Annotated in this window: 17 protein-coding genes; 10 read left to right on the top strand and 7 right to left on the bottom strand. The window is 70.6% G+C overall.

Annotated elements, in window-relative coordinates; genetic code table 11:
* Positions 1-361: 361 nt before the first annotated feature.
* Complete coding sequence (locus ACFYO0_RS24960) at positions 362-1,222, top strand: alpha/beta fold hydrolase (protein WP_388679874.1); 861 nt, start codon at positions 362-364, stop codon at positions 1,220-1,222.
* Between the two features lie 67 nt (positions 1,223-1,289).
* On the opposite strand, the gene ACFYO0_RS24955 is transcribed toward ACFYO0_RS24960, so the two are convergent.
* From ACFYO0_RS24955 to ACFYO0_RS24945, 3 genes are all read right to left on the bottom strand, one after another.
* On the bottom strand, positions 1,290-2,897 hold the full coding sequence (locus ACFYO0_RS24955) for a transporter (protein ID WP_388679871.1): 1,608 nt from the start codon (positions 2,895-2,897) through the stop codon (positions 1,290-1,292).
* Positions 2,894-3,685, bottom strand: a complete 792-nt coding sequence (locus tag ACFYO0_RS24950) for an ABC transporter ATP-binding protein (protein ID WP_388679868.1) — start codon at positions 3,683-3,685, stop codon at positions 2,894-2,896. The genes ACFYO0_RS24955 and ACFYO0_RS24950 overlap by 4 nt, the downstream gene beginning before the upstream one ends.
* Before the next feature lie 112 nt (positions 3,686-3,797).
* On the bottom strand, positions 3,798-4,469 hold the full coding sequence (locus ACFYO0_RS24945; protein WP_388679865.1) for a bifunctional DNA primase/polymerase: 672 nt from the start codon (positions 4,467-4,469) through the stop codon (positions 3,798-3,800).
* 324 nt (positions 4,470-4,793) lie between these two features.
* Here ACFYO0_RS24945 and ACFYO0_RS24940 point away from each other — a divergent pair, with 324 nt between their 5' ends.
* Entirely contained in the window at positions 4,794-6,179 is a 1,386-nt protein-coding gene (locus ACFYO0_RS24940; RefSeq protein WP_388679862.1) for a transcriptional regulator, read from the top strand.
* A 677-nt stretch (positions 6,180-6,856) separates the two neighbouring features.
* Positions 6,857-8,551: a hypothetical protein gene (locus ACFYO0_RS24935; protein ID WP_388680366.1), complete on the top strand. Its 1,695-nt coding sequence runs from the start codon at positions 6,857-6,859 to the stop codon at positions 8,549-8,551.
* 205 nt (positions 8,552-8,756) lie between these two features.
* On the opposite strand, the gene ACFYO0_RS24930 is transcribed toward ACFYO0_RS24935, so the two are convergent.
* Positions 8,757-10,043 carry an ABC transporter substrate-binding protein gene (locus ACFYO0_RS24930; protein WP_388679859.1) on the bottom strand — a complete coding sequence of 429 codons (1,287 nt, stop codon included), beginning with the start codon at positions 10,041-10,043 and terminating at the stop codon, positions 8,757-8,759.
* Positions 10,044-10,161: 118 nt separating this feature from the next.
* Here ACFYO0_RS24930 and ACFYO0_RS24925 point away from each other — a divergent pair, with 118 nt between their 5' ends.
* Complete coding sequence (locus ACFYO0_RS24925) at positions 10,162-10,662, top strand: hypothetical protein (RefSeq protein ID WP_344394355.1); 501 nt, start codon at positions 10,162-10,164, stop codon at positions 10,660-10,662.
* A gap of 105 nt (positions 10,663-10,767) precedes the next feature.
* Positions 10,768-11,652, top strand: a complete 885-nt coding sequence (gene purU, locus ACFYO0_RS24920) for a formyltetrahydrofolate deformylase (protein ID WP_388679855.1) — start codon at positions 10,768-10,770, stop codon at positions 11,650-11,652.
* Positions 11,653-11,673: 21 nt separating this feature from the next.
* On the opposite strand, the gene ACFYO0_RS24915 is transcribed toward purU, so the two are convergent.
* The gene (locus tag ACFYO0_RS24915; RefSeq protein ID WP_388680363.1) at positions 11,674-12,963 is read right to left on the bottom strand and encodes an MDMPI N domain containing protein; all 1,290 of its coding nucleotides are present in this window, start codon (positions 12,961-12,963) and stop codon (positions 11,674-11,676) included.
* A 122-nt stretch (positions 12,964-13,085) separates the two neighbouring features.
* Complete coding sequence (locus ACFYO0_RS24910) at positions 13,086-13,667, bottom strand: RNA polymerase sigma factor (RefSeq protein WP_388679852.1); 582 nt, start codon at positions 13,665-13,667, stop codon at positions 13,086-13,088.
* A 439-nt stretch (positions 13,668-14,106) separates the two neighbouring features.
* On the opposite strand from ACFYO0_RS24910, the gene ACFYO0_RS24905 reads away from it, so the two are divergent.
* Positions 14,107-14,481, top strand: coding sequence for an STAS domain-containing protein (locus ACFYO0_RS24905; RefSeq protein WP_344394351.1), 375 nt, complete (start codon positions 14,107-14,109; stop codon positions 14,479-14,481).
* A gap of 241 nt (positions 14,482-14,722) precedes the next feature.
* Positions 14,723-15,235 (top strand): EF-hand domain-containing protein, encoded by a 513-nt coding sequence (locus tag ACFYO0_RS24900; RefSeq protein WP_388679850.1) that lies wholly within the window; start codon positions 14,723-14,725, stop codon positions 15,233-15,235.
* Here ACFYO0_RS24900 and ACFYO0_RS24895 read toward each other — a convergent pair.
* A complete protein-coding gene (locus ACFYO0_RS24895; protein WP_388679848.1) occupies positions 15,219-16,745 on the bottom strand; it encodes a class I adenylate-forming enzyme family protein in 1,527 nt (508 codons plus the stop codon). The genes ACFYO0_RS24900 and ACFYO0_RS24895 overlap by 17 nt on opposite strands.
* 159 nt (positions 16,746-16,904) lie before the next feature.
* Between ACFYO0_RS24895 and ACFYO0_RS24890 the strand changes: the two genes are divergently transcribed.
* From ACFYO0_RS24890 to ACFYO0_RS24880, 3 genes are read left to right on the top strand one after another with little or no spacing between them, the layout of a single operon-like run.
* Positions 16,905-18,098, top strand: coding sequence for an amidohydrolase family protein (locus ACFYO0_RS24890; RefSeq protein ID WP_388679844.1), 1,194 nt, complete (start codon positions 16,905-16,907; stop codon positions 18,096-18,098).
* 15 nt (positions 18,099-18,113) lie between these two features.
* Complete coding sequence (locus tag ACFYO0_RS24885) at positions 18,114-19,307, top strand: acyl-CoA dehydrogenase (protein WP_388679842.1); 1,194 nt, start codon at positions 18,114-18,116, stop codon at positions 19,305-19,307.
* 9 nt (positions 19,308-19,316) lie between these two features.
* A complete protein-coding gene (locus tag ACFYO0_RS24880; protein WP_388679840.1) occupies positions 19,317-20,192 on the top strand; it encodes an acyl-CoA dehydrogenase family protein in 876 nt (291 codons plus the stop codon).
* The last annotated feature ends 316 nt before the right edge of the window (positions 20,193-20,508 follow it).

Genomic DNA, 20,508 nt, shown 5'->3' with positions numbered 1-20,508 from the left:
TGTCCTCCCCTGTGCTGACCCGGAGCCCCGAGCTCTCAGGGTCATCCCCTGCGGACCGATTTCCCCGAGCGGCCCGCCTCCCGCTGAAGATCTCCCCTCAGCGGCGGCGATCAATCACTGAACGAGGTCACTCGAACGAGGGGTGTTACCGTGCAGAGGACGCGTTTCCGAACGCGTATTCGATAGCGTGGTGACGGAACCACCGCACGGGACGCTGGAACAAGCAACGGGCACAGCCCACGGCACAAAGCACAACCAGCAAGCGCAACCAACAGGAGCAGCGGCACGACGAGTCAGTACGAGCCCAGCGGCCACTCGTGCGGGACGAGCGGGCCGAGTGGATCAAGGGGGGTGCCAACGTATGGTGCGGCGCATCGACGTGACCGGAGCGGACGGCGTACGCCTTGCCGCCTGGGAGTTCGCCGATCCTCCCAAGACCGGGGAGATCGAGCGATCGCCGGGCGTGCTGTTACTGCACGGCCTGATGGGCCGTGCCTCGCACTGGGCGTCCACCGCCCGCTGGCTCTCCGAGCGGCATCGCGCCGTCGCACTCGACCAGCGCGGTCACGGCCAGAGCGACAAGCCCCCCGAGGGCCCGTACACACGTGACGCGTACGTCGAGGACGCCGAGGCCGCGCTCGAACAGCTCGGCCTCGCCCCGGCCGTCCTGATCGGCCACTCCATGGGCGCGCTGACCGCCTGGCAGCTCGCCGCGAAGCGCCCCGACCTCGTCCGCGGCCTGATCATCTGCGATATGCGGGCCTCCGCGCTCGGCGTGGCCTCACAGCGCGAATGGGAGGAATGGTTCAAGTCCTGGCCCGTCCCCTTCGCCACGCTCGCCGACGTCCGCAAGTGGTTCGGCGAGGACGACCCCTGGGTGGAGCGCCCGAACCCGTCCCGTGGCGAGTTCTACGCAGAGGTCATGGCCGAGTCCGACGACGGCTGGCGCCCCGTCTTCGAGCCCGCACAGATGCTCAAGTCCCGCGAGACCTGGGTCTACGACGCGCACTGGGAGGAACTGGCCCAGGTCCGCTGCCCCGCCCTCGTCGTACGCGGCCTCGACGGCGAACTCGGCCGCGCCGAGTCCCAGGAGATGGTCCGAGTCCTCCCCCACGGCCAGTACGCGGAGGTCGCCGACGCCGGCCACCTCGTGCACTACGACCAGCCGGAGGCTTGGCGGGGGGCGATCGAACCGTTTTTGGACGGGGTGCTCACGGGGTGAGGCGACGAGTGCTCAGGGATGAGCCCCTCGGGTTCACTCCTGACGCATCCCTGATCGCACCCTCGCCTCACCCTTTGCTGACCGCCGCCAGGATCTCCGGCAGCCGCGCTGCCGTCCGTGGTGCGGCCAGTCGCAGCCCCAGCAGGGTGATCCCCGCCCCGTACGCGGTCCCCAGCGGCAGCAGCAGCCACGTCCAGTCCTCGCCGCTCGCCGACGCATTCAGCCAGATCGTGAGTGCGATGACCGGTGCGCACAGCAGGGCCGCCGCGACCATGCCGCCGAAGATGGAGATCCAGGCGAGGCCCGCCTGGCCGGGGGCCACGTTCTTGTAGCCCTCCTGCGGGATCGAATAAGGGAAGCGCGCGGAGGACCAGGCCCCGGTGGCCAGCATCGCGCCGAGCAACGCGAAGGACAGGCCCAGTACCTCTGGCAGGGCGGGCCAGTCGCCGAGCATCGCCGTGGTCAGGACCGTCACGAGGGTCGCGTACGGGAGCGTGATCAGCAGCAGCGCCAACGCCCGCCCCCGCAGCTCGACATACGCGTCCCGCGTCGACGAAATGGTCAGCGCGACCATCCAGAACGCGGACGTGTCCTGCCCGAACTGGTTGTACATCAGGATCCCGAGCATCCCGGCCGCGAAGCAGGCGAAGTAGATCGAGCCGGTGCCCTGCAGCGCGTTGAACACCGGCACGATCAGCCCGATCGCGAGCGAGGTCACCCACGCGGCCTTCGTCTTCGGATCGCGCCACACATACCGCAGGCTGCGCTCCATGACCGTGCCCGTGCGCCCGGCGGGCAGCAGCCGGGACAGGCCGGACGAGCGGCCCGCCGTGTCCCGCGTGGGCTCGGCGGCCTGGAGCGTGGAACCGTCCGGCGAGGTCATCAGCCGGGTCAGACTCCGCTGCCAGAGTGCCAGCAGACCCACCAACGCTCCGGTGCTCAGGGCGATTTGGGCGACTCCAGTGGCGTACGAGCCCTCACTCACCGAGTCCACCGCGCCGATCGCCGAGGCGGGCGGCACCCAGCGCAGCACCTCGGCCGCCGGATCCAGTGTGGACAGGCCCGAGGAACCGAGCTTCTGCGCACCGAAGTTGACGAGCTGTGCCCCCACGGCGATCACCAGGCCGCTCAGCACGGCGAGATCGCGGCCCTTACGGCTGGTCAGCAGCCGGACGTTGGCCGCGGCGACGGCACGCGCGAGGGCCACGCAGATGAGCAGCGCGAGGACGATCGCGACGACCCCGGTGACGTACGCGGCCACGCCGTGCGCCATCGCGATCACGGAGCCGGCGAACATGCACAGCGTGAACAGCGGCCCGATACCGACCAGCGAGGCCACCAGCAGGGCACGCACGAGCGGGCGCGGGCGCAGCGGCAGCATCACCAGGCGGGTGGGGTCGAGCGTCTCGTCACCACCGGGGAAGAACAGGGGTATCACGGCCCAGCCGAGCGCCAGGATGGCGGTGAGCAGCACGGTGACGCTCGCCGCGTGCGTGTTGCCGCGCAGCGCGATCAGGCCGATGAGCTGGAGCGCGGCGAAGAGCAGGGTGAAGACGATCGACGCGACGTACGCGGCCCGCCGTCCGGTCGACTGCCGCAGACCGTTGCGCAGCAGGGACAGCTTCAGGCGTACGAAGACGGGGGTTACCGATTCGACGGAAGTGGCCGCGGTCATCGGGCGCCGCCGCCCAGCCAGTCGAGGTCGGAACCGGTGTCGCGGCCGTTCGCGCCGACGAGTTCGAGGAACGCCTGCTGGAGGGAGCGCTCCGTGCCGCGCACCTCGGCGAGCGTGCCATGGGCGCGGATGCGGCCCGCGGCCATCACGGCGACCCAGTCGCACAGCGACTCGACCAGCTCCATGACGTGGGAGGAGAAGACGACGGTGGCGCCGGAGGCGGTGTAACGCTCCAGGACGCCACGGATGGTCTGCGCGGAGACGGGGTCGACGCCCTCGAACGGCTCGTCCAGGAAGAGGACTTCGGGGTTGTGGAGGAGTGCGGAGGCGAGGGCTATCTTCTTCCGCATCCCGGTCGAGTAGTCGACGACGAGCTTGTGCTGGGCACCGGCCAGGTCGAGTACGTCCAGGAGCTGAGTGGCCCGCTTGTCGACCTCGGCACCGGGCAGCCCCCGCAACCGCCCGGTGTACGCGAGGAGTTCCCGCCCCGACAGCCGCTCGAACAGCCGCAGCCCCTCGGGCAGAACCCCGATACGGGCCTTGACCTGAGCCGGATCCCGCCACACGTCGTGCCCGACCACCTCGACGGACCCCTGGTCGGGCCGCAACAGCCCGGTCACCATCGACAATGTGGTGGTCTTCCCGGCCCCGTTGGGTCCGACCAGCCCGATGAAGCGCCCCGCGGGCAACTCCAGATCAACCCCCGCGACAGCAACCTGCTCCCCGAACCGCTTCCACAACCCCTGCACCCGCACGGCGACTTCGCCCACCCTGGCTCCCTCGGTCATGGGGTGCACGATACGGGCCGACCATGACTCGCAGGCAGGTATGCAAGGGACGGGGCAGTGCCCCCGTAAGGGGCGCGGGGCTGTTGTCGATTTGCGGCTCCCGCCGTACCACCTAGCCGCGGAGCGACCGCCGCACATCCCGCCCACACGCGTATGCGATAGGCGAGATCAACTCCTCCGCGTCGGGCAACCACCGGTTGGCCGGCGTGGGCCGGCAGGCCCACTGGACCCGCCCGTGCGCCCCGAACCGCGTAGGCGGCGCGGCCACATACGTGCCCTCCCCGAGCACGTCCAGATCGAGCGAGGCAAGCGGCCACCCCAACTTCCGTACAAGATCAGGCACTTTCGCCGTGGCCCCCGGCAGCACAAAGAACTGCACCCGCCTATCGGGAGTACAGGTCACCGGCCCCAGCGACAGCTCCATCCGCTTCATCCGGGCCAGCGCAAGAAACCCCGCGGTCTCCGGAACGGAAATCGCGTCGAACGTACGCCCCGTGGGCAGCAGGATCGAAGCAGTCGGCTGCTTGGCCCACAGCCGCCGCGCAACGGTCGCACTGCCCGTCGCCTGCGTCGGCCAGTCCTCCCGCGCCGGATGTGCGCCGGGTGCGATGCAGGAGGGCTCGCCGCACGAGCAGCGCTGCACCCCGTCCACGGCTTCCAGCCAGGTGCCGGGAAACACGTCCCAGTGGCGCTCCTCGGCATAGCGCACGACGATGTCCTGCAGAGTCTCTCCGCGCTGCTTGGGGATCCGTGCGGTTTCGGTGCTCGTGATCGTCTCTTCCATGCTCAACTCAACTCCCGCACCCACCTGGCGTTACGGCCCCGACGTGCGCGGTGGGGGAGCACCGTTTTCGCACGTGGGGCGCATGGATGCATGGGTGGGGGCGCGCACGGGCAACGGCAGCGGGGGCTGGGTAGCCACGTGTGGGGGACGGCACCAGCCATTACCCCGGCAATCCTCATATGTCCCGCATCTTCGGTATGTCGGCGGGGCATTGATCTTCGAGGCCGGAACTTTCCGCTCCTTTCACGGAAGCCCGAGGTTGCGGCCGCTGAGGACACGTCTACTCGGTGCGTGGGCAGGCACCGTAGCCACAGGGGGTACGCCATGGCCGCAAGGCCGCTCGTCGCAAGGCAGCCGAACGAACGACTGCAGGCGCTCATCCAGGAAGCGGGCTGCTCGAACGCCGGGCTGGCCCGCCGGGTCAATATGTGCGGCGCGGAACACGGTCTCGATCTGCGCTACGACAAAACGTCCGTGGCGCGCTGGCTGCGCGGACAGCAGCCACGCGGTCGGGCGCCGGCCATCATCGCCGAGGCGCTGGGCCGCAAGCTGGGCCGCACGGTCACGATCGACGAGATCGGGATGGCGAACGGCAAGAACCTCGCCTCCGGAGTGGGCCTGCAGTTCTCACCGACCGTCCTCGGCGCCATAGAGCAGGTCTGCGAGCTGTGGCGCAGCGACGTGGGGCGGCGGGACTTCCTGTCCGGTTCGTCCGTCGCCGCCTCCGCGCTCGTCGAGCCGAGCCGCGACTGGCTGATCTCCTCGCCGGACGCACAGGTGGCGCGCTCGGCGGGACCGCGGGTCGGGTCGGCGGACGTGACGGCCGTGAAGGCGATGACACAGGCGCTGGTGGATCTGGATCACCAGCACGGCAGCGGGCACGTGCGCCCGGTGGTCGTGCACTACCTGAACAGCGTCGTCTCCGGGCTGCTGGCGGGCTCGTACCGGGAAGCCGTCGGGCGTGAACTGTTCGCGGCGGTCGCGCGATTGACGGAGCTGGCGGGCTATATGGCCGTCGACACCGGCCAGCCGGGGCTCGCGCAGCGCTACTACATCCAGGCGCTGCGGCTGGCGCAGGCGGCGGGCGACCGCGGGTACGGCGGGTACGTACTGGCCGCGTCCATGAGCCACCTGGCCGCGCAGCTCGGGAATCCGCGGGAGATCGCGCAGTTGGCGCGGGCGGCGCAGGAGGGGGCGCGCGGGCGTGTGACGCCGCGTGCGGAGGCGATGTTCCACGCCGCGGAGGCGCGGGGGCACGCGCTCATGGGTGACGCACGGTCGGCCCAGGTGGCATCAGGGCGGGCCGTCAACGCCATGGAGGCGGCCGACGACGCATCCGGGGACGACCCGCGGTGGATCGCGCACTTCGACGAGGCGTATCTGGCCGATGAGTTGGCGCATTGTCATCGGGACCTCGGGCAGGCTCAGGCGGCCGCGCGGTGTGCGGAGGAGTCCCTCGCCGGGCATCCGGAGTCTCGCGCCCGGCGACGCGCGATCGGGTTCGTCCTGCTGGCCACCGCGCAGGTGCAGCAGCGTGAGGTGGAACAGGCCTGCCATACGGGCATGAAGGCGGTCGAACTCCTCAACACGCTCCGTTCCAACCGTGGCGCCGAGTACCTGGAGGACTTCCAACAGCGGCTGGAGCCGTATCAGGACGAGCCGGTGGTACGGGAGTTCGGAGCGCGGCTGGACCTGCAAGCGGCGGCGTGAGGGGGTCAATAACAGCGTCCCGCGCGGCGATTCTGTTACAGGGCGTGCGGTGGGGCGAGGGTCACGTCCTGAGCTGCGTGGCATCGGATTGTGGGGACCCGGTAGCGTGAACCGACGATTCCGTAGATCCCCCATTCGTAGGAGTCCCGGTGACGCAGAACGGACTGGGCGACGAGCCCTCGCCGCGACCCGCGCGCGAAGGCATCGTGCTGCCGTCCGACGGCGGCGCCCCCCTGCTGCCGGGCACCCCACCGGACCACACGACGCCGGCGGGCGGCCAGTCCTGGGACCGGCCCTGGGGCCCCGGCCGGCCACCGCAGGCTCCGTCGGGCCAGGGCCAGGGCCAGGGCCACGGGGAGGACCAGGGCCGGCGTGAGGGGGAGGGCCAGGGTTGGCCGGGCCCGGCACAGGACGGGAGTGCACCGGCTCCAGCCTGGGGTGCACCGTCCGACTCCGCGTCGAACTGGGGCGGCGACCAGGGGCCGGGATACGGAGCCCAGGGAGCAGCGGGTTACGGAGCGCAGTCCCCCGACCAGGCGTCGCATTACGGAGCGCAGGGCTCCGCCCCGGCGCCGCAGTACGGGACGCAGAACGCCGACGCCCCGCCCCAGTGGGGCGCCCCGCCGGCGCCGAGTGGAGGGGGGCACCAGCCTCCTCAGGCGAACGCACCGACTCACCTGGCGCAACCGTCGGCTGACACGAGAGGGCTCTCTCCGGAGGGCCCGACCCCGCCGTCACAGGGGACGGAGGGGTACGGAGCGCCGCAGCGGACGGACGGATTCGGGGCACCGGGGCCGGGCGGATACGCCCCCTCGTCGGACTTCTCCGGCCAATCGGGACCGCAGGGCGCCGGCAGGCATGGGGCCCCGCAGGGGTCCGCCGAGCCGGCCGCCGCGCAGACGCCTGGTGGCTACGGCTCCGCACAGGCCCAGTCGGGCCAGGCAGCGCCGCCTCCCTCGGCTCGGCACCCGGAACCGCAGGGGCCCGGCGGCCCCACCGCTCAACAGGCGGACGGCGGTTATGGGGGTTCGCAGACGCCACCTGCGTACGGCACGCCGCAGGCTCCCCATGGCCAGGCGGCGCCACTGCCGCCCGCCGAGCACGCGGCACCGCGGATGCCGGGTGGGCCGCAGACTCGAAGCGGCCACGCCGCCCCGCAGGGGGCCGGCTCCACGCCCCTTCCTCCCGCCGAGCACGCGGCGCAGTCGCAGGCCGTCGGGCCGGGCAGGCACTCGGCGCCGCTGCCGCCCGCATCCGATGCGGACGAAGGCGCCACCCAGTACCTGCCGCCCGTCGCGTCCGGGGCAGCGGGGGCGCCCGGCGATGAGGGTGCCACCCAGTACATCCCTCCCGTGAGCCCGGGTGCTCTGCCGCCGGAGGCCCCGGCACCCTCCGATGCCGAGGCGACGCGGTTCCTCGGCCGGGTTCGACAGGGCGGCCCCGGGCCGATGCCCGCCGCGGGAGCCACGGCCGCAGGGGCGGGCGTTGGACCCATGCCGCCCGCCGCCGACCCGGACGCCCAGGCCACGCAGTACATCCCGCCGGTTCCCGCGCAGCCCGGAGGGGCAGACGCGGCGTATGGGATACGGCCGGGTGCGCCCGGCGACCGGCAGCCGCCGGCCGAGTTCGACAACCTCTTCCGGGAGTCGTCCGGCGGCCCGGACGCCACGCAGCAGCTGCCGCAGTTCGACCCGCAGGCGGCGCCCGGCGGACGCGCCGCCCGGCGTGAGCGCGGCTCGGCGGGCAGCGGCCGCGGCCGCATACCCCTCATCGCCGCCGTAGGCGTGGGCATCGCCGTGCTCGGCATCGGCGCGGGCGCCATGCTCAGCGGCGGAGGCGACGACGGCGGCGACGAGAACAAGACCGCGGCCGCCACGGCCCCCACCGAGAAGGAGTCCCCGTCCGCCTCCGCCGACCCGGCGAAGGCCCAGGCCGTGGCACTCGACAAGCTCCTGGCGGACAGCAACGACAGCCGTGACGCGGTGATCAAGGCCGTGGCCAACGTACGGGCGTGCACCAATCTCGGCCAGGCCGCCACCGATCTGCGTAACGCCGCCGAGCAGCGCAACGGACTGGTCACCCGTCTCGCGGGCCTCTCCGTCGACAAGCTGCCGAAGCACGCCGAGCTGACCGCCGCGCTCAACAGCGCCTGGAAGGCCTCCGCATCGGCGGACACCCACTACGCGGCCTGGGCCGACCAGGTAGCCGCCAAGAAGGGCTGCCCCAAGGGCAAGGCCCGCACCACACCCCAGACCCGGGCAGGCAACCGCGAAAGCGGCACCGCGACCACACAGAAGGCCAAAGCCGCTCCGCTCTGGAACTCCATCGCCCAGACCTACGGCCTGACGGAACGCCAGCCCACCCAGCTTTGACCTCCGGCGGTTGGACGGGGGCGCCTACAGGGGTGGGGTGTTGGGTTCGTGGGCGACTGCAGGCCCGTCGTGGCTGGTCGCGCCCCGCGGCGGAGCCGCCTATGTCACAGCCCGGCGCCCCTGAAAGCGAAAGCCTGCGCCTTCCCGCGCCCCCAAAGGCCCGCACCCCAACGCTCCCGCACCCGCACCCGCACGACCAGCGGAGCTAACTCGCGTTCTCCAGAATCCGAGACACGTTGGTGAACCCCTTCCGAGCCGCCACCAGCTGACCCTTCCGCACCACCTGGAAGGTCACGTTCGAGTTGATGACCCGCGGAAACCCACTCGCCGCGATCAGATCCGAGAAGGCCCAGCTCAACGTCGGCGTCAGCCCGCCCGTCTCGATCTTCAGTCCGTCGTCGAGTGCCCGCCGCACGGTGCGCGCGGTCACCTCACCGTCGCCCAGCGACTCGATGGTCTTCCTCAGGACCTCGTACGCGATCCACGTGGTCTGCACGCCCGCGTCCGAGGCGTCGATGCGGTTGTCGCCGAAGGCTTCCTTCTGGATCACATCGCGCATCGCGTCCCAGCGCGCGTCGCTCGACGCGGGGTACCAGCCGGTGACGTACGACCCCTCGTACGTACGGCCCGTGGCGTTGATCACCGACTGGTCGACGCTGCCGAGCACGGTCGCGGTCCGCACCGACGGGTACTCGTCGGCGATGCGCCGGAAGGAGTCCATGAAAGTGCTGGTGCGGTCGCCGAGCGCGGGCACCACGCAACCCTTCTTGCCCGTGGGGTCGGACGTGGCCCGCTCGACGGCCCGCTCGGCATGCCGCGAGTACTCCGTGGCGTCATCGGCGGCCCGCTGATCGCCGGCCTCCGTGTGCCTTCCTGCGGAGAGCCCGGAGTCGAGCAGCACCGGCAGCTCGTCACCGGCGATCGTGTCCGGGCGTACGAGGGTGACGGGGCCGCAGTTCCTGGCGAGCTCCCGGCCGAGGCCGGCCAGCAGCGCGGGCTGGCCGCCGTTGACGGGATAGGAGAGCGGGCTGGTGAACTCGTCGTCGGTCAGGCCGTATCCACCTATGTACGGGATGCCGGCCGCCTCCAGCGGGGAGAGGAAGGAACGGCCGTACTGGCTGTACGAGCCCACGACCGCGACGACGTCCTCCTTGACCGCGCGCCGGGCGCACTCGGTGGCGCTCACCGAGTCGTTGCGCTCGTTGCAGGTGATCACGTTCAGCCGGCGGCCGTTGATGCCGCCGCCCTTGTTGACCCAGCGCGCATAGGCCTTCGCCATGGCGGGCATACCAGGCTTGTTCGTCGCCTTGGTGTTCTCCGGCGCCATGGTCATGACGGTCACGGTGTCGTCTCCGGAGCCCCCCGTGACCCCGGAGACCACCCCGCAGCCAGCGGCGAGGGAAGCACTCGCCACCAATGCGCCCGCGGACAGCATGGTGGCCCTGGTGCGTCGGGGGCGGAGAAAGGTGGGGGTGCTGCGCCTGCCGGTCATGAACACGCACGATTCCGCCACATTCCAAATGCCCGCGTGATCTTGGCTCAACATTCGGTAACGCGAAGGTGAATAGCGGGGGGTCATGAGGACGGATTGGGGCAGGAACGTACGATCGGTGACCGTGCAAGGTTCGGAGAAGTCTTCCCGTCATGGCCGCCGCTCATCCACCATGGGCGGCATGCCACTCAACGACATGCCGTGGTGGCGCTGGCGCAGCAATGTGCGCTCCGCGCTGCACATGCTCTCCGACCCCGGCTTCCAGCAGAACGTCTGGCTCGCGGGCGTGGACGGGTACGGCGACGTCACCGACGCCGTGTACCGCCTCGTCGAGGACACCTGGCTGGACAACTGGTCCGCCGAGAAATACGTCGGCACGATCTTCAGGGACTCGCAGGAGGCGGCGCTCGTCGACACCGCCGTACTGCGCGTGCTGCGGATCATGCACCAGGTGGGCCCGGACGCGCCCGTCTCCGCATACCTCGACCACCAGGCGTGGCCGGAGGCCGTACGGGCCGCCCGGGACGCACATGTGCGGATGGCGGCGAGCGACGGGGAGGACCCGGACGCGCCGCCGCGCACGCTCGAGGTGCTCCGGATCATGACGCGGTCGGCCTGACCGTACGTACGACGGCACGTCCGCATGTACGTCCGCATGTCCAGCCGACGTCCGTGAAGCGGACCTGTGCTCACCGGGTCGTACCGATATGGGACCCTGGCCTGCATGACCGAGCAGTCCGTCCGCGGGGCCGAGCCCGCCGCCGACCAGTACGTCCTGACCCTTTCCTGCCCGGACAAGAAGGGGATCGTGCACGCCGTGTCGAGCTACCTCTTCATGACCGGGTGCAACATCGAGGACAGCCAGCAGTTCGGCGACCACGACACGGGACTGTTCTTCATGCGGGTCCACTTCTCCGCGGAACCGCCGGTCACCCTGGACAAGCTGCGCGCCAGCTTCGCCGCGATCGGTGACTCCTTCCAGATGGACTGGCAGCTGGGCCGTGCCGAGGACAAGATGCGCATCGTCCTCATGGTCAGCAAGTTCGGCCACTGCCTGAACGATCTGCTCTTCCGCACCCGGATCGGTGCGCTGCCCGTCGAGATCGCCGCCGTGGTGTCCAACCACACCGACTTCGCCGAACTCGTCGCCTCGTACGACATCCCCTTCCACCACATCCCGGTCACCAAGGAAACGAAGCAGCAGGCCGAGGCGCAGTTTGCGGAGCTCGTGCGCGCGGAGAAGGTCGAACTGGTCGTCCTCGCCCGCTATATGCAGGTGCTCTCCGACGATCTGTGCAAGCAGCTGAGCGGCCGGATCATCAACATCCACCACTCCTTCCTGCCGAGCTTCAAGGGCGCGAAGCCGTACCATCAGGCGCACGCGCGGGGCGTGAAGCTCATCGGCGCCACCGCGCACTATGTGACGGCCGACCTCGACGAGGGCCCGATCATCGAGCAGGAGGTCGAGCGTGTGGGCCACGAGGTCACACCGGAACAGCTCGTCGCCGTGGGCCGCGATGTCGAATGCCAGGCGCTGGCACGGGCGGTCAAATGGCACGCGGAGCGTCGGATCCTGCTGAACGGACGGCGGACGGTCGTTTTCGCCTGACCCGAACGCGCCCTGAGCCGACTACATCCGGCTCAGCGAAGCCGCCGCGAACAGTACGTCCCTGATCGCCTCCCGGTCCCCGTTCTGCCCGGCCGCCGCCTCAAGGGGTGAGACATGGCCGGCCGCCAGGCGGCAGAACTCGACGCCGTCGAGCGCCACATGGGCCACTTCGAGGTCGGCGGACGCCAGCGCGCCGGGGGAGTCGAGCGGGATGAGCCACTCGCCGCCGCCGGAGCCCTCGATCTCCAGGCGCAGGCTGCGGCCCGGCGTACCGGCCGGAACGAGATGCCGCGCGCTGCCGGGCCCGGCCAGGCCCGCCCGGCGGCGGGCGGCCAGCGCGTGGGGCAGCTTGCGGGCGCCGAGTTCGATGATCCGGTGCAGCTGCCGCGGGGCGGGCGGCTCGTACGGATAGTCCACGGCGTCCGCGATGTCCGCGGCGTGCACCCAGGACTCGAAGGCCCGGTCCAGCATCGCGTCCTGCAACGGCAGCTCGAAGTCGCCGTACGGCACGGACAGTTGCCCGGAGCCTCCGGCCGCGAACGACACCGTACGCACGAGGTTGTGGCTCTGCTCGCGCCACGGTCCGCGTACGGATCGGGTGTGCGGGAAGTGCGCCGCCTGCCAGAAGGCCTCGGTGCGGTCCGCCGGGGTCTGCGCGTCGGCGCCGATGTCGCCGAGCGGGTCGTCGAGGCCGAGGGCGAGGGCGACGAGACCGTCGACAACCAGCAGGTGGGCGATGACCTTGGCGACGGTCGTACGCCGGCTCGTGGGCTTGTCGCCCTCGAACCAGTGCAGCCGTACGGGCGCGTGCCACTCGGCGTCGCCGAAGTCCTGGAGCAGCGCGTCGAGCCGGGCGGCCTCCGCGTCGTACGGGACGGCCCACTCGGGCACCGGGATACGGGGCGGGCGCCGCTCGAGGCAGGCGTCGAGGACCCGGGTGCGCAGCCGCGGATCCAGGTCGAGGCTCTCCGGCTTGTGCAGCAGCCCGACGGCCTCGCGCAGCCGCAGCGCCTCGTCCGCGCAGGCTCCGCAGAGGCCGAGGTGGTCCTCCACGGCCGCCGTCTCCTGAGGCGAGCACGCGGTCAGCGCCCAGGCACCGAGCAGCGACTGGAGCACCCGGTGTTCGAGCAGAAGCGGCGCCGGCGGCGGATCGGGCAGCGGCAGCCCGGTGTCCTCCACGGAGGAACGCGGCATGGGGATACGCGGCGGCCCTTCCGGCTCCTGGCCGCTGCGGTGTCCCTTGGAACCGCCCGGCCCCTGCGGTCCGTCACCGCCGTCACGGCCCGGCGGGCCGTCGCCCTGGGCACTCACAGGGCCGTGGTGCTCCTCCTCCGATTTCGGGTGCTCCCCGTGCGGGTCGTGCTCCCCGTGCGCGGCCCGCGCGTCGTTGTCCTTCTCGTTCCCGTCGTGCGCCCCGAAGTGGTCCGCGTCGGTCACCGTCCATCCCCCTCTTCGGGCGGTGCCCCGGACGGTCCGCTGTCGTGGGCGGTGGCCAGCAGCTGGAGGCCGAGACGCAGCCGGCGGCGGGCCTCGTCCTCGGTGACGTCCAGGTCGGCGGCGGCCTGGCGGTAGTCGCGGCGCTGTACGTACGCCAGGTCCAGGGCGGCGCGCAGCGGGGCGGGCATGGCCGTGACGATGTAGTCGGCGCGGGCGGCCACCGAGGCGCGGCGCACCCTGCGCTCCAGCTCCTCCGTGCTGCCCGGGCCGCCCCCGGCGAGCGCGGCGGTCTCCGTCTCCCGCAGACGCTGCACGGCGAGACGGTGGGTCAGCGTGGCGATCCAGGAGCGGAGGGGGCCCTGCCTGGGGTCGTACGCGTCCGGGTTCTCCCAGGCGTGGGCGAACACCTCGCAGGTGATGCTGTCGGCGGCGTGTTCGTCTTTGAGTACGCGATGGGCAAGTGCGTGCACAAGTGAAGAGAAGCGGTCGTAAAGCTCACCGAGCGCGGCAGCCTCCCCCCGTGTGAGCCGCTGATGCATCTTGCGGTCCCAGCGGGGCGGCGCGTCCCTGTCGGCCATGCGGCCCCCTCACCCCGGTCGTGCCCGGCACCTGTCCCTTGTTCACCGGTTTCTCGTCAGTTTCCCGTCCCCGGCATCTTCCCGAATGTAGTCGGCGACCCTGAGGGCGCACTCCTCTTTACGGCAATGCGCGTTCCCGAGAGGGCCGCGGATGGTAGTGCTCTCCTTACGCTGTGCATGCGCCTACCCTTTCTCGTTCTGATCAGACAGGATCGAAGTAGACCGCGTACGACCGAAACGGGGCGCCCGGGACGCAATTCGTTTCGGGATCCGGGTGTTTCACGGAGCGAAGGCCGGGCAGCCGCGCACCCAGGGAAGTGTAGGAATCACTTCCGCTTCTGTTCCCGGGACTTTTAGGACCGGTCGGGATCTGCAGGGACCTTTCGCGGCTCGGTTCGGGCCCGATTAGAGGTCAGCACGTCGAGGGAGAGGCAGGCGCGTGACGCTCAGGGTGACCGACGGCGAGCAGGGCGGCTGGGCCGTGCTCCAGGTGACGGGCGAGATGGATCTGGTGACGTCACCAGTACTGCGCCAGCGGGTGCACGACGCCGTGGCCGACGGCCGCCGCAGCCTCGTACTCGACCTCTCCGAAGTGCTGTTCTGTGACTCCAGCGGCGTCGGCGTACTCATAGCCACCCGCCGGCTGATCCGCTCCTGCCAGGGCCGCCTCCGCCTCATCCTCCCCGCCCAGGGAGCCGTGGACGGCTCGCACGTCAACCGCGTCCTCGGCGCCCTCGGCGTTCGCCGCCTCTTCGACGTCTATCCGGACGTCGGTGCGGCAGTGGACGACGAGTCGAGCCCACTGTCGGCGTGAAGCCCTTCGGGCCGATCCCGTCCGGGCCGAGCCCCTGCGGACGGGTTCTGTCGGCGTGATCTTCGTCACGTGCGAACGTCGATCGCCCCCGAAATATCGCCCTTGAGACTTCGCGACGCCGTTGTCGCGGAATTCCCCCGGTCTTGGCACAAGCGTCGTTTTCCGCTCCTCGGGAGCCCCCGGCGTCGTACGCTCCCTGCCAGACGCACCCCATCTGATGTGTAAGGCGGCCTGAAAAGACATGGTCAGCACCGAGTACGAGCGACGGATCGCCGCCCGGTTCGCCACCTTCGACCAGGACGGCAACGGCTATATCGACCGCGAGGACTTCAGCGCGGCGGCCAAGGCGCTGCTCGCCGAGTTCGATACGACGGCCCGGTCCGACAGAGGACAGGCCCTCTACATCGGAGCGGAGGCCTTCTGGCAGGGCATGGCCGGGATAGCGGACCGGGACGGTGACCAGCGGATCACCCGCGAGGAGTTCGTGAACGGCGCTGTCAAGCGACTGCGGGACAACCCGGACCGATTCGCCGATATCGCCCGCCCGTTCCTGGACGCGGTACTCGCCGTGGCCGACAGCGACCTGGACGGCGCGGTGACGGTCGACGAGACCGCGCGCGTCCTCAAGGTCCTGGGCGTCCCCGAGGGCATCGCCACCACCGCGGCCGGCACGCTCGACACGGACGCCGACGGCCGCATCACCGAGCCGGAAGTCGTGACCGCCTTCGCCCGCTACTTCACGGTGCCGGAGTAGTCGACCCCGAAAAACGCTCCCTCAGCTTGTACTTGAGGACCTTCCGTAGCGTCTCGTTGCGCGGAAGGGCGTCCACCACCTCCAGCTGCTCCGGCAGCTTGTGCACGGACAGCCCTTCCGCGCGGAGATACGAAGTCACCGTCTCCAGTGTCAACGCCGAAGCCCCCGGCGGCTGTTCGGCCGCCTCGATCACGGCACAGACCCGCTCCCCGCGCTCGGCGTCCGGCAGCCCGATCACCGCGGCGTCGCCGACGCCCGGATGCCGGTGCAGCAGATCCTCGATCTCCTTGGCCGAGATGTTCTCGCCCTTGCGGATGATGACGTCCTTCAGGCGTCCGGTGAGGACCAGATGGCCGCTCTCCGTGAGATGCCCGAGATCCCCGGTGATGAGGAAACCGTCCTCGTCGAAGGCCTCGGCGGTCTGCGCAGCGTCCAGATAGCCCTTGCAGACGGCTTCTCCGCGCAGCCGCACCTCGCCGTCCACGATCCGTATCTCCATGCCCTCCGGAGGCCGCCCCTCGGTCGTCGCGAGGTCCTCGGGAGTGTCGTCCGGCGACCCCATCGTGACCATCGGCACCTCGGTCATGCCGTACCCGTGCGTGAGCTGGACCCCCAACTCGCGTACGACGGCGTGGTGCACCTCGGGCGGCTTCGGCGCCCCGCCGCCCGCGAGCAGCCGCAGCGTCGGGATGACGGGAGTGCCGGGCTGCTTTCGCTGCTCGGCGAGGAACATCGAGTAGAACGCCGTCGACCCGCCCGCCACGGTCACCCCGTGCTTGCGATACCCCTCCAGAGACTCCGGCAGCGCGAACTTCTCGAAGAGCACCGCCGGAAACCCGTACAGCAGCAGCATCACCAGATAGTCCGGGCCGCCGATGTGCGCGAAGGGGAACGCGATCGAGCCGACGTCCTCGGCCGACAGATGCAGCGCGTGCGCGAGACACGACCCGCCCCCGATCAGTGACCGGTCCGTGTGCAGCACGCCCTTGGGGTCGGAGGTCGTGCCCGAGGTCCAGTAGATCCAGCGCACCTCGGTGCCCGCGGAGGGCGGCGGGGGCAGTACGCCCGGATCGCCGTCGGGCAGGGAGTCGTACGCCTCGAAGACGCCGCGCGCCCCGATGCGGTGCGCCATCGCCGTGTGGTCGAAACCGCGCCACTCGCCCGGCACGGCGAAGTAGGCGGCCCCGGACTCCCGCAGCGCGAAGGCGACTTCTCGGTCCCGGTAGAAGGGGATGACCGGAGACTGCACGGCCCCGAGCCGCGCCAGGGCCATGGCCAGCAGTACCGTCTCGATCCGCGTGGGCAACTGCCAGGCGACGACCGTGCCGGGACGCACACCCATGCCGTACAGGCCCGCAGCCGCCCGCTCCGCCCCCGATCGCAGCTCCTCGAAAGAGAGGGTGCGGTCGTCCTGGAGGAGGACGGGACTGCCGGGCGTGAGCGCGGCACGACGTTCGACGAGCTCCCAGAAGGTGCGCGAGGTACCGAGGGCGTGCGCGGTATCAGTCACGACGGCTCCCCCAAGAGGCCTAAAACTGACGACTAGTCAGATCGTAGGCAGGAGCGTAGGCCGCGCCGCCTTGTCGGTCCAGGGGTGCGGAGCTAGCCTATTTTCTGACGGTCCATCAGATGCGGGCCTCGCACCCGCCCGCCGGAGGGGACTCAACCCATGACCGAACTGCCTCGGATCATCAGCGTCGACGACCACGTCATCGAGCCCGCGCACCTCTTCGAGACCTGGCTGCCGAAGAAGTACCAGGACCGCGGGCCGAAGCCGCTGACGGCGGGCATCGGGGAACTCGCGTACGTGGGTGGCAAGTACCAGATCACGATGGACCCGGACGGACCGCCGACCGACTGGTGGATCTACGAGGACCTCAAGTTCCCGTACAAGCGCAATATCGCCGCCGTCGGCTTCGACCGCGACGAGATGACGCTGGAGGGCATCACGCGCGCGGAGATGCGGCCGGGCTGCTGGGACCCGGTCGAGCGCCTCAAGGACATGGAGGCCAACCACGTCGAGGCCAGCCTGTGCTTCCCCACCTTCCCGCGCTTCTGTGGGCAGACCTTCGCCGAGGCGCACGACAAGGAAGTGGCTCTGGCCTGCGTGCGCGCGTACAACGACTTCATGGTCGAGGAGTGGTGCGGCGACAGCGGCGGCCGGCTCATCCCGCTGTGCATCATCCCCCTGTGGGACATCGGCCTCGCCGTCGCCGAGATCAAGCGGAACGCGGCGCGCGGCGTCAAGGCGGTGACCTTCTCCGAGATCCCCACCTACCTGGGGCTGCCGTCCATCCACTCCGGCTACTGGGACCCGTTCTTCGCGATCTGCCAGGAGACCGGAACAGTCGTCAACATGCACATCGGCTCCAGCTCCCAGATGCCCGCCGCCTCCCCGGACGCGCCCCCCGCCGTCCAGGCCTCGCTCAGCTTCAACAACGCGATGGCTTCGATGATGGACTTCCTGTTCAGCGGTGTCCTGGTGAAGTTCCCGCAGCTCAAACTCGCCTACTCCGAAGGGCAGATGGGCTGGATTCCGTACGCCCTGGAGCGAGCCGACGACGTCTGGGAAGAGCACCGCGCCTGGGGCGGCGTCCGGGACCTGATCCCCGAACCCCCGTCGACGTACTACTACCGGCAGATCTTCTGCTGCTTCTTCCGCGACAAACACGGCGTCGCCTCGCTGGACGTGGTCGGCCGCGACAACGCGACATTCGAGACCGACTACCCGCACGTCGACTCGACCTTCCCGCACACCAAGGAGGTCGCCCTCGACCATGTGAAGGGCCTCGACGACGAGACGGTCTACAAGCTGATGCGCGGCAACGCGATCCGCATGCTGGACCTGGACTTCGACAAGTAGACGGGCGGACGCGTCATGGACCTCGCGTACACGCCCGAAGAGGAGGAGTTCCGCGCGCGGCTGCGTGAGTGGCTGGGCAAGGTGCTCCCCACCCTGTCCCCGAAGCCGTCCCCCGACGACTGGCCGGCCCGGCGCGCGTACGACCTCGGCTGGCAGCGCATGCTCTACGACGCCGGGTACGCGGGCCTGCACTGGCCCGTCGACGCGGGCGGGCGCGGGGCGACTCCCACGCAGCATCTGATCTTCCTGGAGGAGACGGAGAAGGCGGGCGCCCCCTACGTAGGGGCCAATTTCGTCGGCCTGCTGCACGCCGGGCCGACGATCGCCGCCGAGGGCACCGAGGAGCAGCGGGCGCGCTGGCTGCCGCCCGTGCTGCGCGGCGAGGAGGTGTGGTGCCAGGGGTTCAGCGAGCCGGACGCCGGCTCGGACCTCGCGGCGTTGCGCACCCGCGCGTGGCGGGACGGCGACGACTACGTAGTGAGTGGGTCCAAAATCTGGACCTCCCACGCGGAAGTCGCCGACTGGTGCGAGCTGTTGGTGCGTACGGATCCCCAGGCGCCCAAACACCGCGGCATCTCCTGGCTCGCGATGCCGATGGACGCCCCGGGGGTCACGGTCCGCCCCTTGCGTACGCTCGCAGGCTCCACCGAGTTCGCGGAGGTCTTCCTCGACGAGGTGCGGGTGCCGGTGGCCAACCGGGTCGGCCCCGAGAACGACGGCTGGCGCGTGACCATGGTGACCCTCTCCTTCGAACGCGGCACCGCCTTCGTCGGCGAGGTCGTGGCCTGCCGTCGCGTACTCGGCGAACTGGCCCGCGAGGCGCGGAAGAACGGCCGCTGGGACGACCCGGTGCTGCGACGCCGGCTGGGCGGGCTGAACGCCGAGTTCCGCGCCTTGTGGCGGCTGACGCAGTGGAACGTCGCTGAGGCCATGGGGGTCCCCCCTGGTGGAGCGAAGTCGAGAGCTTGGGGGAGGACCGGTGGCGTCCCGGGCATCGGAGGCTCGGTTTTCAAACTGAGGTACTCGCATGCGCGGCAGGCGCTGTACGACACCGCCGCCGACGTCCTCGGCCCCGAGTCCCTTGACCTGTCCGGCGAGTGGACCCTCGACCGACTGTCGTCCCTCTCGTACACCATCGCGGCCGGCACCTCACAGATCCAGCGGAACATCGTGGCCGAGCGGATCCTGGGCCTTCCGAAGGGGCGGTGAACTCCCGACATGCGCTTCCAGCTCACGGAGGACCAGCGGGCGTTGCAAGCGGGCGTACGCGAACTCCTCACCCGCCGCTTCGGACGCGAACAGCTCCAGTCCGCGCTGAACACTCCGGGACTCGACCGCGAACTGTGGCGCGAACTGGGCGAGGCGGGCTTCTTCGCACTGCGGCTCCCCGAAGCGGACGGCGGTGTCGGACTCGGGCTGCCGGAGGCGGCCCTGGCCTTCGAGGAGGCGGGCCGCGCCCTGCTGCCCGGCCCTCTGGTGGCCACGTGCCTGGCGGCCGGCGAGGTCCCCGGAGCAGCCACCGGCGAGCGTGTCGTCGCGGCCGTGGACGGTGCCCTCGTGGAGTGGCTGGACGAGGCCGACGTCGTACGCGGGGACGTGACGGGAGCGGTCGCGATGCGCTCGGCGGACCCGCTGACACCCCTCCACAGGGTGCCGCGGGCCGCCCCCGCCGACTCCGTGGCCGCCCTGCTCACCGCCGCCGAGCAGCTCGGCTCGGCAGCCCGTACCTGTGAGCTGGCCGTGCAACACGCCCGGACGCGTGAGCAGTTCGGGCAGCCGATCGGGGCCTTCCAGGCGGTCAAGCACCTGTGCGCGGAGATGCTGGTACGCGTGGAGGTGGCCCGCGTCGCGGTGTACGCGGCCGCCGTCACCGCCGACCCACTCGATGTCGCGGCGGCCGGACTGCTCGCCGACGAGGCGGCCGAACAGGGCGCCCGCGACTGCCTTCAGGTGCACGGCGGCATGGGCTTCACATGGGAGTCCGACGTGCACCTTCATCTGAAACGGGCCTGGGTGCGGGCTCGTCGGGGCCGCAGCGCGGCGGATGCCGAGGAGGCACTCGCGGAGGAACTGCTGTCCCCGCCGACTCGGTAGGCGAGTCCCTTGAACGGCCCCCGCACGAACCCTTTGTCGCCGATCGTGGCATCCCGAAACGGACTGTTGCCGCGGAATGTGGCATACCAGGATTACCGTGCGTCGATATGGGGTTGTGTCCGAGGTGTGACTCGTCACGGGCTGGAGTCGGCGGTGCGCTCCGGTACCTTGTGTGGGATGCGAGTGGTTCTGAGGCCGAGCCGTCCCGGTGTTGCCCCTGAGGCGGCTCCGGACCCGGCGATGCGCCGCCCTCGCAGGGCGGGATCAAGCCCCGGTCCAGCCCGTTCGACTCCCCGTGACGAGCGTCGCACAGTAT

The sequence above is a fragment of the Streptomyces sp. NPDC006365 genome, from assembly GCF_042870755.1.
Classification (GTDB): domain Bacteria; phylum Actinomycetota; class Actinomycetes; order Streptomycetales; family Streptomycetaceae; genus Streptomyces; species Streptomyces xiangluensis.
The sequence above is the reverse complement of the archived record's forward strand: the minus strand, read 5'-3'. Positions and strand labels throughout refer to the sequence as shown.

What these genes read in the sequence shown, in the direction of transcription:
- ACFYO0_RS24960 (WP_388679874.1), top strand. Translation starts at nt 362, where the DNA reads ATGGTGCGGCGCATCGACGTGACCGGAGCGGACGGCGTACGCCTTGCC.
- ACFYO0_RS24940 (WP_388679862.1), top strand. Translation starts at nt 4,794, where the DNA reads ATGGCCGCAAGGCCGCTCGTCGCAAGGCAGCCGAACGAACGACTGCAG.
- ACFYO0_RS24945 (WP_388679865.1), bottom strand. Translation starts at nt 4,469, where the DNA reads ATGGAAGAGACGATCACGAGCACCGAAACCGCACGGATCCCCAAGCAG.
- ACFYO0_RS24885 (WP_388679842.1), top strand. Translation starts at nt 18,114, where the DNA reads ATGGACCTCGCGTACACGCCCGAAGAGGAGGAGTTCCGCGCGCGGCTG.
- ACFYO0_RS24910 (WP_388679852.1), bottom strand. Translation starts at nt 13,667, where the DNA reads ATGGCCGACAGGGACGCGCCGCCCCGCTGGGACCGCAAGATGCATCAG.
- ACFYO0_RS24880 (WP_388679840.1), top strand. Translation starts at nt 19,317, where the DNA reads ATGCGCTTCCAGCTCACGGAGGACCAGCGGGCGTTGCAAGCGGGCGTA.
- ACFYO0_RS24955 (WP_388679871.1), bottom strand. Translation starts at nt 2,897, where the DNA reads ATGACCGCGGCCACTTCCGTCGAATCGGTAACCCCCGTCTTCGTACGC.
- ACFYO0_RS24930 (WP_388679859.1), bottom strand. Translation starts at nt 10,043, where the DNA reads ATGACCGGCAGGCGCAGCACCCCCACCTTTCTCCGCCCCCGACGCACC.
- ACFYO0_RS24950 (WP_388679868.1), bottom strand. Translation starts at nt 3,685, where the DNA reads ATGACCGAGGGAGCCAGGGTGGGCGAAGTCGCCGTGCGGGTGCAGGGG.
- ACFYO0_RS24890 (WP_388679844.1), top strand. Translation starts at nt 16,905, where the DNA reads ATGACCGAACTGCCTCGGATCATCAGCGTCGACGACCACGTCATCGAG.
- ACFYO0_RS24900 (WP_388679850.1), top strand. Translation starts at nt 14,723, where the DNA reads ATGGTCAGCACCGAGTACGAGCGACGGATCGCCGCCCGGTTCGCCACC.
- purU (WP_388679855.1), top strand. Translation starts at nt 10,768, where the DNA reads ATGACCGAGCAGTCCGTCCGCGGGGCCGAGCCCGCCGCCGACCAGTAC.